At 69.7% G+C, this 13,991-nt stretch carries 15 protein-coding genes; 10 read left to right on the forward strand and 5 right to left on the reverse strand.

Translation table 11 applies throughout. The annotated features are described in order from the left end of the window. Positions 1-58: 58 nt before the first annotated feature. Positions 59-505: an Lrp/AsnC family transcriptional regulator gene (locus tag ACQPYK_RS03660; protein WP_433250144.1), complete on the reverse strand. Its 447-nt coding sequence runs from the start codon at positions 503-505 to the stop codon at positions 59-61. Positions 506-598: 93 nt separating this feature from the next. Between ACQPYK_RS03660 and ACQPYK_RS03665 the strand changes: the two genes are divergently transcribed. Both ACQPYK_RS03665 and ACQPYK_RS03670 read left to right on the forward strand, forming a co-directional pair. Then, positions 599-1,468 (forward strand): LLM class flavin-dependent oxidoreductase, encoded by an 870-nt coding sequence (locus ACQPYK_RS03665; protein ID WP_433250147.1) that lies wholly within the window; start codon positions 599-601, stop codon positions 1,466-1,468. Further along, positions 1,465-1,893 carry a deaminase gene (locus ACQPYK_RS03670; protein ID WP_433250150.1) on the forward strand — a complete coding sequence of 143 codons (429 nt, stop codon included), beginning with the start codon at positions 1,465-1,467 and terminating at the stop codon, positions 1,891-1,893. Before ACQPYK_RS03665 ends, ACQPYK_RS03670 begins: the two co-directional genes overlap by 4 nt. A 146-nt stretch (positions 1,894-2,039) precedes the next feature. Here ACQPYK_RS03670 and ACQPYK_RS03675 read toward each other — a convergent pair whose 3' ends face one another. Then, a complete protein-coding gene (locus tag ACQPYK_RS03675) occupies positions 2,040-2,210 on the reverse strand; it encodes a hypothetical protein (protein ID WP_433250153.1) in 171 nt (56 codons plus the stop codon). A 599-nt stretch (positions 2,211-2,809) separates the two neighbouring features. Next, positions 2,810-3,430, reverse strand: coding sequence for a TIGR03086 family metal-binding protein (locus ACQPYK_RS03680; RefSeq protein ID WP_433250156.1), 621 nt, complete (start codon positions 3,428-3,430; stop codon positions 2,810-2,812). 77 nt (positions 3,431-3,507) lie between these two features. On the opposite strand from ACQPYK_RS03680, the gene ACQPYK_RS03685 reads away from it, so the two are divergent. Next, positions 3,508-3,945: a MarR family winged helix-turn-helix transcriptional regulator gene (locus ACQPYK_RS03685; RefSeq protein WP_433250159.1), complete on the forward strand. Its 438-nt coding sequence runs from the start codon at positions 3,508-3,510 to the stop codon at positions 3,943-3,945. Between the two features lie 135 nt (positions 3,946-4,080). Here the strand turns inward: ACQPYK_RS03685 and ACQPYK_RS03690 are convergent, their stop codons facing one another. Next, complete coding sequence (locus ACQPYK_RS03690) at positions 4,081-4,587, reverse strand: MarR family winged helix-turn-helix transcriptional regulator (RefSeq protein ID WP_433250162.1); 507 nt, start codon at positions 4,585-4,587, stop codon at positions 4,081-4,083. A gap of 62 nt (positions 4,588-4,649) precedes the next feature. Between ACQPYK_RS03690 and ACQPYK_RS03695 the strand changes: the two genes are divergently transcribed. The 4 genes from ACQPYK_RS03695 to ACQPYK_RS03710 are packed head-to-tail and all read left to right on the forward strand — an operon-like array spanning position 4,650 to position 7,622. Further along, the gene (locus ACQPYK_RS03695) at positions 4,650-5,441 is read left to right on the forward strand and encodes an SDR family NAD(P)-dependent oxidoreductase (RefSeq protein WP_433250165.1); all 792 of its coding nucleotides are present in this window, start codon (positions 4,650-4,652) and stop codon (positions 5,439-5,441) included. After that, positions 5,438-6,154: a hypothetical protein gene (locus tag ACQPYK_RS03700; protein ID WP_433250168.1), complete on the forward strand. Its 717-nt coding sequence runs from the start codon at positions 5,438-5,440 to the stop codon at positions 6,152-6,154. Before ACQPYK_RS03695 ends, ACQPYK_RS03700 begins: the two co-directional genes overlap by 4 nt. After that, entirely contained in the window at positions 6,151-6,987 is an 837-nt protein-coding gene (locus ACQPYK_RS03705) for an SGNH/GDSL hydrolase family protein (RefSeq protein ID WP_433250171.1), read from the forward strand. The genes ACQPYK_RS03700 and ACQPYK_RS03705 overlap by 4 nt, the downstream gene beginning before the upstream one ends. Continuing rightward, on the forward strand, positions 6,984-7,622 hold the full coding sequence (locus ACQPYK_RS03710; protein WP_433250174.1) for an NAD(P)-dependent oxidoreductase: 639 nt from the start codon (positions 6,984-6,986) through the stop codon (positions 7,620-7,622). The genes ACQPYK_RS03705 and ACQPYK_RS03710 overlap by 4 nt, the downstream gene beginning before the upstream one ends. A gap of 251 nt (positions 7,623-7,873) precedes the next feature. Here ACQPYK_RS03710 and ACQPYK_RS03715 read toward each other — a convergent pair whose 3' ends face one another. After that, entirely contained in the window at positions 7,874-10,015 is a 2,142-nt protein-coding gene (locus ACQPYK_RS03715) for a discoidin domain-containing protein (protein ID WP_433250177.1), read from the reverse strand. Positions 10,016-10,343: 328 nt separating this feature from the next. Here ACQPYK_RS03715 and lpdA point away from each other — a divergent pair, with 328 nt between their 5' ends. The 3 genes from lpdA (at position 10,344) to ACQPYK_RS03730 (ending at position 13,924) form a co-directional block, all read left to right on the forward strand. Then, on the forward strand, positions 10,344-11,744 hold the full coding sequence (gene lpdA, locus ACQPYK_RS03720) for a dihydrolipoyl dehydrogenase (protein ID WP_433250180.1): 1,401 nt from the start codon (positions 10,344-10,346) through the stop codon (positions 11,742-11,744). Positions 11,745-11,951: 207 nt separating this feature from the next. Further along, positions 11,952-12,758, forward strand: a complete 807-nt coding sequence (locus tag ACQPYK_RS03725) for an alpha/beta fold hydrolase (RefSeq protein WP_433250183.1) — start codon at positions 11,952-11,954, stop codon at positions 12,756-12,758. Beyond that, entirely contained in the window at positions 12,755-13,924 is a 1,170-nt protein-coding gene (locus ACQPYK_RS03730; protein ID WP_433250186.1) for a PP2C family protein-serine/threonine phosphatase, read from the forward strand. The genes ACQPYK_RS03725 and ACQPYK_RS03730 overlap by 4 nt, the downstream gene beginning before the upstream one ends. Positions 13,925-13,991 lie beyond the last annotated feature (67 nt).

Consider the following 13,991-nt stretch of genomic DNA (forward strand, 5'->3'; position numbering starts at 1 on the left):
CTAAAGCCCCGATGCCCTCGATGATCCTGTGCGCCTCGGTCTCCGTCCGCGCGCCCGGTCACGGGGTTCGAGGGCCGCGGTAGGTCAGCGTCTGGCTGTAGACGATGCTGGTCGTGGTGCTGCCGAAGCCGGACAGCTCGCCGACGAGCCGTTCCAGATGCGGCATGGACGTCGCGGTCACCTTCAGCGTGTAACAGTCGTCACCGGTGGTGCGCAGGCACTCCAGGATCTCCGAGCGTTCCTCCAGCAGCCGGTGCAGCGGCTCGTGCCGGTTGCCGGGATATTTCAGGCGGACTACGGCGAGCACCGCGAAACCGACCTTCGCCAGGTCCACCTCGGCCCGATAACCGGTGATGACTCCTTCGGTCTCCAGCCGTCTGACCCGCTCGGTCACCGCCGAGGCGCTCAGGCTCACCCGGCGACCCAGCTCGGTGAGCGGGATGCGGCCGTCGTGCTGCAGCTCGGCCAGGATGGACCAGTCGATCTGATCGAGAATCACGGTCATTCGCCGAATATACCGGCAGATACCCTGCCAAAGTCGCTATATGCCGGGAGAAAGCTCTTCAGTGACTTCGAAGGCAGTGGATAGCCTGAAGCGGTGCGAATAGGCGTGAATGTCCCGAACTTCGGTCCCGGCACCGACCCCGACATGCTGCGGCAGTGGGCGCAGACGGTGGAGGGCCTCGGCTTCGATCTGCTCATGGTCTCCGACCATGTCGCGGTGACGCCCGACGTCGCCGAGCAGTATCCGGCGCCGTTCTACGAGCCCTTCACCACCCTGGCCTGGTTGGCCGGCGTCACCCATCGGATCCAGCTTGGCACCACGGTACTCATCGTCCCGTATCGTCACCCCCTGCTCATGGCCCGCATGGCCGCCAATCTCAACCGGCTCAGCGGAGGGCGGCTGGTTCTGGGCGTGGGCGTCGGCTGGGCGCGGCAGGAGTTCGCCGCCCTGGGAGTGCCGTTCGAAAGGCGCGGCGCGCTGACCGATGAATACCTGCGCGCGATGCGCGCCGCCTGGGACGACGAGCAGGACTACCGCGCCGGGCACATCCCGATCTGGGTCGGCGGCAGCAGCGACGCCGCCCTGCGCCGGGCCGTACGCCTGGGCGAGGCGTGGCATCCGCTGCGCCTGACCCCGTCGCGGCTGCGCGAGGTACTGGAGCGGATGAAGGGCTTCGCGCACGAGCAGCGGCGGCCGATGCCGGCCCTGGCACCCCGCATCGCCCTACGGCTCACCGACACGCCGATCACCGATCCCGGACGCCTCGCGGGCGAGGGCACGGCCGACCAGATCCATGACGATCTGCAGGAACTGCGCGCGCTCGGCGCCGAGACCGTCGTGCTCGACCCGTTCAACGGCGATCCGGCCGAGACCCGCCGCCCGCAGCCGGCCTGGCAGGCACTGGCGACCGTCGCGGCCCGGGAGAATCTGATCGCCGACCACACCTCGAAGGAGCAACAGTGACACACGATGACGAGAAACTCCTGCGCCGGGCCATCGAACTGGCCGCTACGGCGCGCGCCGGCGGCAACCCGCCGTTCGGCTCGTTGCTGGCCGGTCCGGACGGCACCGTCCTGGTCGAAGAGCACAACACCTCTCTCACCGACCGTGACATCACCGCCCATCCGGAGCTGAAGCTGGCCCGGTGGGCGGCCCGCGAGCTCGATCCCGCCGCCGCGGCCGCCACCACCATGTACACCAGCTGCCAGCCCTGCGGCATGTGCGCCGGCGCCATCGCGCGCTCAGGCCTGGGCCGCGTCGTCTACGCCCTGTCCGGCGACCAGCTCGCCACCCTCAAACCGCCCGGCGGCGGTTTCTCCGACGCCCCCGCCGAAGGCCCCGCCCTCTTCGACGAGGCGCGCATACCGGTGGAGGGCTACTACCACTGACATCGACCCCGGGTGGCGGCTCATGCGGGCCGCCCCACGCGCCCGCGAAGGACGCGGGAGTCGGCGTCGGCACGCTCTGCCGTCATCTACCGACCCGCGAGGCGGTGCGCCGCGTTGACGCGCGGCCGGCGGACGCGGGCGGGATGTCAGACCTGCCGTACGACGTGCAGCAGGTATTCCTTGCGGTCGAGCGGATTGTGGTCCGTCCGCGGCCGGGCCGGAATCGTGCCGGAGACCGCTTGGTAGCGGTCGAAGGCGCATTCCGCCACGCCCTCGCCACGTGTCAGGGCCGGTAGCCGCTGCTGCAGTTCGTGCACCCGGCCGGCGGGGGACGACGACCGTTTCCAACGTCGGCGGGGCGAAATGGCGACGCTCTACGGCCTTCGTTCGCGGTACGCCGAGCGTGTCGCCGATCCGGACGTCGTCGAGCCCCCAGAGCCTGCCGATCTGCCCTGCGGCGATCGACGCGCGCCTGACGTCCGAGCCGCGATCGAAAACGCTGATCGCGGTGGCCTTCCCCTCGGTCCCCCGTTGTCCCCGTTACCGTCCCGACCGAACCGCGGCCGGTCTCGCACGCGTACCGTTCCCGAGAACATGCGAACGTAGGCGACCTTCTCCCCGGACGCGCCCCGCTCGACATGGACGGGCGGAAGGCCGAACTGCGGGAAGAGGGCGGCGACGCCGCCGCCGATCCCGCCGGCGCCGTAGATGATGACGTTCTTGTTCAGGAGAAGTCGTGTCATGCCGGCTGTGACGATGCTCCCGGCATGAACTCATCGGTGGGACGGTATTCTCCCGGATTCTCCCGGTCGGGTTCCACGCCGATCCTCCGGCCGGGGTTTCGGCTGTTCTCCCCACGGATCGTTCCGGTTCCCGGGATGTGCCGTCGGGGTGACCTCGGCCCCTGTCATCGAGGTCACCCCGACGGGAGCGAGGTGGTTCGTGCGGTGGAGCGGCCGAGCAGGGCGAGGACCTGGTCGAAGCGGGTGCCGCCCTCGGGGGCGGCCAGGCTCGGCTGGAACGCGGCACCCGGCAGGCGACGCTGCTCGCCGTCCGGGACCATCTGGGCGATCGGCCAGGCGACCTCGACGAGCTCCGGGTCCGCCGTGAACTCGACGCCGAGCGCCTGGGCGACGTCCCAGGCGTGCACGAGGTAGTCGATGAAGTGAAAGGCGATGGCTTGTGCCGCGGGGAACGCCGGGCTCCGGTCGGACCCGGACTGCGCGAGCTCGGGCAGGGTGAACGCGCGCTCCAGCACGCCGTCTTCCGCGAACGCCGCCAGCACGTGTTCGGCGGCCTCGGCGTAGACCGAGACGGCGTCGTCGCCGAGCGGCTGGACCCGCCACACCGCCAGGTCGTCCCCTGCTCCGCGCGCCGCGGCGGCGAAGCCACGGTGCTGGACGGTCATGTGGGCGAGCAGATCGGCCAACGTCCAATCGGCGCACGGCGTCGGCCTGCGGAGATCATCGGCCGTCGCCCTGGCGACCACTTCCACGCTCGCGCGCACCGCGCGCCGGTCCAGGTCTCGAATGTCCATGATGGCTCCTTAAATAGTAAGCGCTAGCATATTATCTACGGAGGTTTATCATCGGTCAATCCGTATAGTGTGATGTCGTGTACGACCGTCCCGACCTGGCCGCGATGATCAGCCCGCTGAGCCGGGCGCTGATCGACGCCGAGATGCCTGTGCTGCACGAGCATGGCCTGTCGATGTGGGCCTACGTGGTCCTGCTCGCGCTGGACGAGCGGCCGCTGCGGACCCAGGCCGCGCTCGCGGAGTCCATCGGCGCGGACAAGACCCGCATCATCGGATATCTCGACGACCTGCAGCGGAAGGGTCTCATCGAGCGGACTCCCGACCCCGCCGACCGGCGCGCCCGGGTCCTGTCGTTGACCGCCGAAGGCCGCCGCGTTCGCGACTCCGCGCAGGCGGGCATCCGGCGTAAGGAGGAGCGCCTGCTGGCGCGCATCCCGGCCGAGGACCGGCGCGGGTTCCTGCGCGCCCTGCAGGCGCTCGCCGCCCTGCCCCCCGAGGAGATCACCGGCGCCTGAGTGCGGGGGCGGTGATCCCGGCCGTCGTCACCTGGGTGCGGGGACGGCGATCCCGCCGCCGCCCGAGTGCGGGGACGGCCGTCCCGGCCGCCGCCGGTGACGCCTACCTTCCGCCGGCTCGGCTCCCCGCCACGGTCATCGGGTCAGGTGCCGGTATCCGGGGTGAACGCCCGGGGTGAGGCCCTGCTGGACGGCGATGGCCTCGAGCAGCTCGGTGAGCTGCGCGCGCTGGGCGTCGTCGAGCGCGGCGCAGATCTCGTCCTCGTGCGCGGAGGCGAGATCACGCATTCCGGCCATCACGCGCGTGCCCTCGTCGGTGAGGTGCAGCGCGTAGTTGCGGCGGTCCTGCGGGTTCCGCCGTCGCTCGATGAGCCCCTTTCGCTCCAGGCCGTCGACCAGCGCGACGACCCGGCTCGGCACGACTCCCAGCTCCTCGGCCAGGGACTGCTGGCTGCGCCCCGGCCGGGTGGCGATCATCCGGAGGAGCCCGGTGTCGGAGGGGACCACCCCGAGGCCGCCGATCCGTTCGGCGAACCGCGCCGCGGCGTGCGCGCCCACCTGGGAGAGCAGGAACGCCGTGCCCCTCGGCTGGGACCGCGGCGCCGATCCGTCGTCGTGGCCGGTCTGCGGCTGCGTGGTCATGCAGTGATAGTACTGGCAGGAAATAGTTCTGTGCTATAAATGGTTCACATTAGAGAACGGAGATGGACGTGCTCGATGGCGTAAGTGAGGACTGGCCGCGCTATCCGGCCCTGGCCGGCAAGGTCGCGCTGGTGACCGGCGGCTCACGTGGAATCGGCGCGGCGACCTGCCGCGCCCTGGCGGCCAACGGGGTCGCAGTCGCGGTGAACGGCCGCGACCGGGCGGCGATCGACGCGGTCGTCGCGCGGATCACGGCGGACGGCGGCACGGCGGTGGCGGCGCCCGGCGACGTCACCGACGAGGCCGCGGTGCGGAACATGCGCGACACGGTCGAGCGCGCGCTGGGACCGGTGGAGATCCTCGCGGCGTTCGCGGGCGGCCAGGGTGCGCCGACGCCCACCGTCCAGCTCGGAGCCGAGCGGTGGCTCGCGGTCATCGAGTCCGAGCTGACCTCGGTCTACCTGACGGTGACCGCGTTCCTGCCCGCCATGCTCGAGCGGGGCGAAGGGACGATCATCACCATGTCCTCCACGGCGGGCCGCCGGCCGAGCGGTGCGAACGCCGCGTACGCCGCGGCGAAGGCCGGCGTGGTGATGTTCACCAAGCACCTGGCGAACGAGGTCGGCGAGCAGGGCGTCCGCGTCAACTGCCTGGCTCCTTCCGCCGTGCTCAACGAGAAGATGCAGCGGTTCATGTCCGCCGGGCAACTGGACGAACTGGCCGCGACCTACCCTCTCGGCCGCATCGGGCAGCCCAGCGACGTCGCCCAGGCCGTGCTGTATCTCGCCTCGGACGCGTCATCCTGGATCACCGGGGTCACCCTCGACCTGACCGGCGGGCGGGTGATCGTGTGACGACCGTCGAGCGCGCCCCGCGACAGGCACAGTCCGGGCCGCCGCTGGGGATCCTCGCCGTCGTGTTCACGGTGCTGTTCCTCGCCGGGATCGTGGTCAGCACGGTCATGGCGGGCGGCGAGACCTTCCCCTCGCCGTTCGGCTCCTCGGCCGAGATCCTGGCCTACTTCCACGATCACCAAAACGCCGTGCAGGTGAGCGGGTTCCTGCAGTTCGCCGCCTCGGTTCCGATGGCGATCTACGCGGCCACCGCCTCGGCCCGCCTGCACAGTCTCGGCGTCCGCGCGCCCGGTGCCACCATCGCCCTGGTCGGCGGCGCGCTGGCCGCCGCCATGCTGGCCCTGTCCGCGATGTTCAGCTGGGTGCTGTCACGCCCGGAGGTGCTCGCCGAGTCCGCCGTGGTCCGAGCTTTGCAGGACCTCGCCTTCGCCACCGGAGGCACCGGGCACGTCGTCTTCCTCGGGCTGCTCGTGGCGGGCATCGCCGTACCGGGACTGCTGGCCGGTCTGCTGCCGCGCCCGCTCGCGTTCGCCGGCCTGGCCATCGCCCTGGTGGCCGAACTGTCCACGCTCACCCTGCTGGTCTCCGACGCGGCCATCTCGCTGCCCATAGCCCGCTTCACCGCCCTGGCCTGGCTCGTCACCGCGGGGTTCCTGCTGCCCCGCACCCGAGCCAACAAGAGCGGTTCCCGCACGAAGGACACGGACGCATGAACACCGCATTGATCGAACGACTCGTACGGTTCCAGCACCCCGAGAAGGTCCTGGGCTATCTCGGAGGGCTCGACGACGATCGTCTGGCCGTCCTGTTCGGGCTGGACACGGCCGCCTACCGGCAGGTGCGCCGATCCCACGAAGAACAGGCCCGCGGCGCGGCGGCGGAACTGCTCGACGACCCCGGGTTCGCGGAAAAGGTCGACCGGCTGCCCTTCGCCCCCGGCCAGCGTGTCGTGGCCGTCGGCGAGAGCACCACCGACGACCTCCTGTCGTGGTTCGAGATCCTGCGTCACATCCTCGATCTCCGTCGTCCCGCCGACGGCATCGTCCTGGTCAACACGGCGATCTCCGGGCAGACGACCACCCAGGCCCTGGCCGCGCTGCCGGGGCTCTCCTTCCATCGCCCGGACTGGGTGCTGTGCATGCTCGGCGGCAACGACGCCCAGCGTCTGGGATCGGCCGGCGAGCCGACCCTGGTCAGCCTCGACGAGACCGAACGCAACCTGCGCACCCTGCACGATCTCGCCGTACGGCGTACCGCGGCGCGATGGGCGTGGATCACCCCGACTCCGCTGAACGAGGCGCGCGTCGCGGCCTACCCGCACTTCCAGCGAGCCGGGATCACCTGGGTCAACCGTGATATCGAGGCCATCAGGAAGATCCTGAACGCGCAACCGGACCTCACGGTCGACAGCCACCCCGCCATCTCCGGGCCGAACGCGGAGCACTTCCACCTCGACGACGGCCTGCACCTCTCCCTGGCCGGCCAGCAGGCCCTGGCCGCCGCCCTGGTCGACGCGCTGGCCGGCACCCGCGCGGACCGGCCGTGAAACTGCTCGTCTTCGGCCCCACCGGCGGCACCGGCGCCGCGCTCCTGGCCCAGGCGCTCGACGCCGGTCACGACGTCACCGTCGTCGCCCGCACCCCGGACCGGATTCCCGCGGGTGGCCGCGCCCGGCCGACCGTCATCACCGGGGATGCGCTGGAGCCGCGAACGTGGCAGGCCGCCGTCGAAGGCCACGACGCGGTCCTGTCCTGCCTGGGCAGCAGGGACCGCAAGCATCCCACCACCGTCTACTCCCGGGGAACGGCCAACATCATCGACGCCATGCGCCACGCCGGGGTGCGCCGCCTGGTGTGCCTGTCGTCGGCCGGTCTCGACATTCCTCCCGGGATCCCGCTGCCCCAGCGGCTCGTCACCAGATTCCTCATCCAGCGTCTCTACCGCCACGGCTACGCCGACATGACCGCCATGGAAGGCATCGTCAGGGACAGCGCCGTCGACTGGACGATCATCCGCCCTCCGATGCTCACCGACGGGCCGCTCACCGGAAGCTACCGGGTGGCGATGGATCGGCACCTGCAGAACCCGAAGACCGTCTCGCGGGCGGACCTCGCCCACTGCATGCTTAACCGCATCGAGGACCGTGACACCTGGTGCAGGACGGTCGAGATCTCCTCGTGAAGCGGCCTCGGCCGATCACGGGCGAGCGGGGGCGCGTCCGTGGCATGGCTGTGGATCCAGCCGGCGGTTCGCGGTCGGTGGCGAACGGCGGGCCGTGGGTCTCCCCGATGGAGAGGCCCACGGCCCGCGGGTGGAGCGCCTGATCGGCGGACGGAGTGGGGATCGCCGCCGATCAGGCGGGTTCGATGCCTCAGGGCCTCAGCTGCCTCAACCGCTTCGGCTGCCTCAAACGCCTCAAGGGCTTCAGTGCTTCAGGGATAGGAGACGACCTTGGACGGGATCGTCGCCGTCCCGGAGGCGGGAGCGCCCGTGTCGTTGATCACGTGGTTGACCCGGCCGTTGCCGCCGAGGGACACCGTGAGCAGGCTGTGGAACCTGACGCCCGGCTTCACCGGCGTCTCGAACGCGTGGTCCACCTCGATCGTCGGGTCGACGTTGAAGTAGACGTAGCTGCCCAGGCCCCAGCCCTCGTGAGTGGTGACCGCGTCGCCGACCTTGTAGGCGGCCCATCCCTTGGTGGCGCCGTTCATATAGGCCGCCTGGTTGGGCGGGTCGTACGCCTTCTCGTTCTGGAAGAAGATCGTCCGACCGCGCTCGCCGTACCACTCCACGTCGTACTTGCGGTAGTGCTCGACGAACAGGCCGGTGGCGAGCACGTCGTCACCGTTGACCACCAGGCCGGTCTCGGCGGTGTTGACGTTCCAGCCGATGCCCGCGCCATGGTCGCCGCGCCACAGCCAGGTGTGGTCGATGATCACGTCGTCGCTGTTGACCACGACGCTGGTGGTGGCGTTGCCGGCGAAGGCGCCGCCGATCCGGACGAACACGTCCTGCAGCGTGGTCGGGTTGGCGGCGTGGTCGGCGCTCGACCCCTGCGGGCCGACCTCCACGAGCACGTCGGACTTCTGGGTGCCCGCGTCGATCAGGAACCCGGCGAGCCGCACGCCGTCCACGTCGGCCACCTTGATCGCGCTGACCCCGTTGCCCGGGATCAGCGTGGCCAGGCCGAGCCCCAGCACCACCGTGTTCGGCCGGGTGATGTCGATCGGCCGGTCGACGGTGTAGACGCCCGGGGTGAGGAGCAGGTTCAGGCCCTGGCCGAGCGCGGTGTTGATGGTCGCGGCCGAGTCGCCCGGCTTGGCGACGTAGAACTGGGACAGGGGCAGCGAACTGCCGGGGGTGGAACCGTTCGCCCAGCTCACACCGCGTGCGCCGGTCCGCTTGGACGGCACGGACACCCGGTAGCCGCCGTTGCCGTCCACGTAGAGATACGGCTTCTCACGACTGATCGGCGTGGTGTTCAGCGTGGTGTAGGGCGGCTCGGGGAAGGAGCCGGCGGGGGCGCCCTCCACCCCGGAGAACACCATGTTCCACACGCCGTTGACCCAGCCGCCGACAGAGCTGTCACGGGTGTACCACTGCTGCTGCGAGTACGGTCCGACGGCGCCGTCGATCTTGCTGTCGGCGATGTAGCCACCGCTGGCCCAGCCGTATCCGGTCGGCGCCAGGTTCAGCGCGCCCTTGACGTGCATCCGCCGGAACGGCGCGGCCTGGGAGACCGCCCACCGGTTGCTGCCGCCGGTCGGCTGGATCGACAGGTTCTCCGCCGACCGCCAGAAGTTCTGGGCCGCGTTGCCGTTGAACCATCCCGCGTCGACGGTCACGCCGCCGTTGATGGTGACGTCGTCCGGTGACTGCCCCAGGCCGGCGATCGAGGTGTAGAAGCCGATGTCGGCGTTCACGTTGTAGGAGCCCGGCTTGAACAGGAAGGCGTGACGCCCGGTGCCGAACTGCGCGGACTCCTGCTGCTTGAAGACCGCGTCCAGCCGGCTCTGGATCGCGGCGCTGGACATGGACGGGTCGAAGACGTGGACGTTCGGGCCCAGGTCCCCGCCGCCGGGCACCTGCGGGCCGTCGGATCTGACGTGCACGGCGAGCTCCCACAGCGAGTAGCCGTAACCGGTGGCCCGCGTGACGCCGAGCATCCGGACGTACCGGCCGCTGCCGGTGACGTCCCAGGCGTCGATGCCGCCGTCACCGCCGGTGACGGTCTTCAGGTCCGTCCACGTGGTCCCGTTCTCGGACGACTGGATCCTGTATCCGCTGCCGTAGGCGGCCTCCCAGTTCAACACGACCTTGCTGATGCTCGCCGAGGCCCCCAGGTCCACCTGAAGCCACTGGGAATCGGTGCTCGCGCTGGACCAGCGGGTGCCGGTGTCGCCGTCGACGGCCAGGGCCGGGCCGGTGCCGCCGTTCTCGGTCGATGAGGCCGTCGTGGTCTTGCCCTGTGACAACAGGCTGTCCGCGAAGGCCGGGCTCGACGGTACGGCCATCAGAGCCGCCAGGACCGCCGAAGCGGTCCATGAAGCGGCAGGACGGGATAGACCTCTCATGCTTGTCTCCACAGGGGATCCGGGGGGTGGAAGGTCTAACAGCGGGTAAGGCGTGATTTGTGACTCACAGTAAATAAACGTCTTATTTTGATACTTGATTTAACTTCTTTGAAATATGGGCGTCAAGAGTGGAAGTCCAGATTCATTCCGGGTTCACGCGGTGCACGATCTTTCCGGCGATGCGTCCCGTCTCGTCCGGCCTCGCGGCCTGCTCGCGGAGCCCCGGCAATGAGCGGCAAGGCCGTGTTCACCTGCGACCGGTGGCCCGGTAGGCCCGGTAGCGGGCCCCGAGCGGGCCGGGTGCGGCCGTTTGGCTATCGTCCGATGCATGAGCACTCACTATGACCTCGTCGTCCTCGGTGCGGGCCCCGGCGGCTACGTGGCCGCGATCCGGGCCGCCCAGCTGGGCCTGCGCACCGCCGTCGTCGAGGAGCGTTACTGGGGTGGCGTCTGCCTCAACGTGGGATGCATCCCCTCCAAGGCGCTGCTGCGCAACGCCGAACTCGCCCACCTGTTCACCCACGAGGCCAAGACGTACGGCATCCGCGTCGACGGTCAGGTCACCTTCGACTACGGCGAGGCCTTCAAGCGCAGCCGCAAGGTCGCCGACGGGCGGGTCAAGGGGGTGCACTACCTGATGAAGAAGAACGGCATCACCGAATACGACGGCCGCGGCACCTTCGTCGACGCCAACACGCTTCAGGTGACCGGCTCCGACGGCGGCGCGCAGACGGTCACGTTCGACCACTGCATCGTCGCGACGGGAGCGACCACGAAGCTGCTGCCGGGGACGTCGGTGACCGAGCGGGTCGTGACGTACGAGGAGCAGATCCTGAGCGACAGCCTCCCCGGCAGCATCGTCATCGCGGGGGCGGGCGCGATCGGGGTCGAGTTCGCCTATGTGCTGCACAACTACGGGGTCAAGGTGACGATCGTGGAGTTCCTCGATCGCATCGTCCCCCTGGAGGACGAGGAGGTCTCGGCGGAGCTCGCGCGGCGCTACAAGCGGCTCGGCATCGAGGTGCTGACCTCGACCCGCGTGGAGTCCATCGACGAATCCGGCGACAAGGTGCGGGTGACGGTCTCGCGCGAGGGGCGGCAGGAGGTGCTCGAAACCGACAAGGTGCTGCAGGCGATCGGTTTCCAGCCCCGCGTCACCGGTTACGGGCTGGAGAACACGGGCGTCAAGCTGACCGACCGCGGCGCCGTCGACGTCGACGGCCTGTGCCGTACGAGCGTGCCGCACATCTTCGCCATCGGCGACGTGACCGCCAAGCTGATGCTCGCGCACGCCGCCGAGGCGATGGGGATCATCGCGGCGGAGACCATCGCGGAGGCGGAGACGATGGAGCTCGACTACGTGATGATCCCGCGGGCGACGTACTGCCAGCCCCAGATCGCCAGTTTCGGATTCACCGAGGCGCAGGCCCACGAACAGGGCTTCGACGTCAAGGTGGCGAAGTTCCCGTTCACCGCCAACGGCAAGGCACACGGGCTGGGCGACGTCACCGGATTCGTCAAGATCCTCAGCGACGGCGAGCACGGGGAGCTGATCGGCGCCCATCTGATCGGGCCGGAGGTCACCGAGCTGCTGCCCGAGCTGACGTTGGCCCAGCAGTGGGACCTGACGGTCCACGAGGTGGCACGCAACGTGCATGCCCACCCCACCCTCGGTGAGGCGGTCAAGGAGGCGATCCACGGGCTGGCGGGCCACATGATCAACATGTGAGACCGGGCGGCGGCCGGGCCGGCCGGAAAGGAAGAGGCGGGCGGCCGGCCGTCCCCGGTACGCGCCGCGGCGCGTACCGGGGACGGGATGTTCAATGCATGCATACGGCTATGTCGCTTTAAATTACTTTTGTAATGTAAAAAACTTATATCACGCCGTATAGATGTATATGTTCTTCCTTGTCTGTGCGATGGCTAAAGTCGGGCGATGGACATCATGGCTCGCAACAACGTCAAGGTCGCCGGCCGGCGGGGCGGGGTTCCCATGGTCTTCGCCCATGGGTTCGGCTGTGACCAGAGCATGTGGCGCTATGTGGCCCCCGCCTTCGAGGACGATTACGAGACCGTCCTGTTCGACTATGTCGGAGCCGGGCAGTCGGAGATGTCCGCCTACTCCGCCGAGCGCTACGCCTCGCTCGACGGCTACGCCCAGGACGTCCTCGACGTCTGCGAGGAGCTGGACCTCACCGGAGCCGTCTTCGTCGGGCACTCGGTCAGCGCGATGGTGGGCGTGCTCGCGGCCATCCGCGCCCCCCACCGGATCGGCACGCTGGTCATGGTGTCGCCCTCACCCCGCTACATCGACGACGGGGACTACGTGGGCGGGTTCAGCGACGCCGACATCGAGGAGCTCGTCGATTCGCTCGACAGCAACTACCTCGGATGGTCGAGCCGGATGGCGCCGGTGGTCATGGGCAACCCGGACCGCCCGGAGCTGGGAGAGGAGCTGACCAACAGCTTCTGCCGTACCGACCCCGAGATCGCCAAGCGGTTCGCCAGGGCGACGTTCCTGTCCGACAACCGCGAGGATCTCCCGAAGGTCCGCATCCCCTCGCTGATCCTGCAGTGCTCCAGCGACGCGCTCGCTCCGCCGCAGGTGGGGGCCTACGTCCACCGGGCGGTCGCGGGCAGCGTGCTGACGCTGATGCGCGCGACCGGGCACTGCCCCAACCTCAGCGCCCCGGAGGAGACCATCACCGCGATCAAGGCCTTCCTGTCCGCGGGTGATCCGTGACCGCTCGTGATGACGAACGGGCGTCCGGGAACGCCGCCGGGGACCTGGAGGATCTGTACGAGGACGCCCCCTGCGGCCTCCTCTCCACCGGGAGCGACGGCACGATCATCAGGGTCAACCGCACGATGCTCGACCTGACGGGATATCGCAGGCAGGACCTGATCGGCCGGGTCCGGATCCACGACCTGCTGGCGGTCGGCGACCGCATCTTCTACGAGACGCATTTCGCCCCGCTGCTGGCGTTGCAGGCACAGGTCAGGGAGATCGCGGTCGAGCTGCGGTGCGCGGACGGGCAGCGGGTCCCGGTCCTGCTCAACGCGGTGCGCAAGGAGCGGACCCCCACCCGGACGGAGCAGATCTGGATCGGTGTGGTCGAGGCCAGCGACCGCCGGGAGTACGAACGCGAGCTCCTGCACGCGCGGCAGCGGGCGGAACGATCGGAAAGACAGGCGTTCGAGCTTTCCCGGACCCTGCAGCGGAGCTTCATCCCCCCGGCGCTGCCCCGCGTCCCCGGGATGGACGTCGCGGGGCTGTACCGGCCGGCCGGGCGGGGGGACAAGGTCGGCGGCGATTTCTACGACATGTACGAGATCATTGACGGCTGGGCGCTCACCCTTGGGGACGTGTGCGGCAAGGGGGTGGAGGCGGCCGTCGTCACCAGCCTGGCCCGCTATACCCTGCGGGCCGCGCCCATCCGGCAGAGCCGTCCTTCGGAGATCCTGGCGGCCCTCAACGAGATGCTGCTGGCCGAGCGCACGGACCGGTTTCTGACGGCCGTCTACGCACAGGTCCACCGGGACGCCCGGGAGCGGTTCCGCCTCACCCTGTCCCTGGGCGGGCACCCGCCCGCCGTACACGTCTCCCGGCGTGGGATCACCATGATCGGCCGCCCCGGAACCGTGCTGGGCGTCCTGGACGCCGTGGAACTCCACGACGTCACCGTCGAGCTCGCGCCCGGGGACGTCGTCGTCTTCTACACCGACGGCGTCGTCGAGGGGCGCGGCTCCGGGGGGTTCTTCGGCGAGGAGAGGATGCGGGAGACGCTCGCCGCCTCGCGGGACGAGGGCGCGGCGGCCATCGCCGAGAACCTGATGGGCGAGGTGATGGCGTTCCAGTCAGGCCTGCCCAGCGATGACATCGCCATCGTGGTGCTGAAGATCCCGTAGCCTCCGGAGGAGGCCTCAACCGAAGGTCCGGCGTCTTTCCCCGGAAACGGCCGCCGCGGCGGGCACC

Source organism: Streptosporangium sp. CA-135522 (assembly GCF_050949235.1).
Taxonomy (GTDB): domain Bacteria; phylum Actinomycetota; class Actinomycetes; order Streptosporangiales; family Streptosporangiaceae; genus Streptosporangium.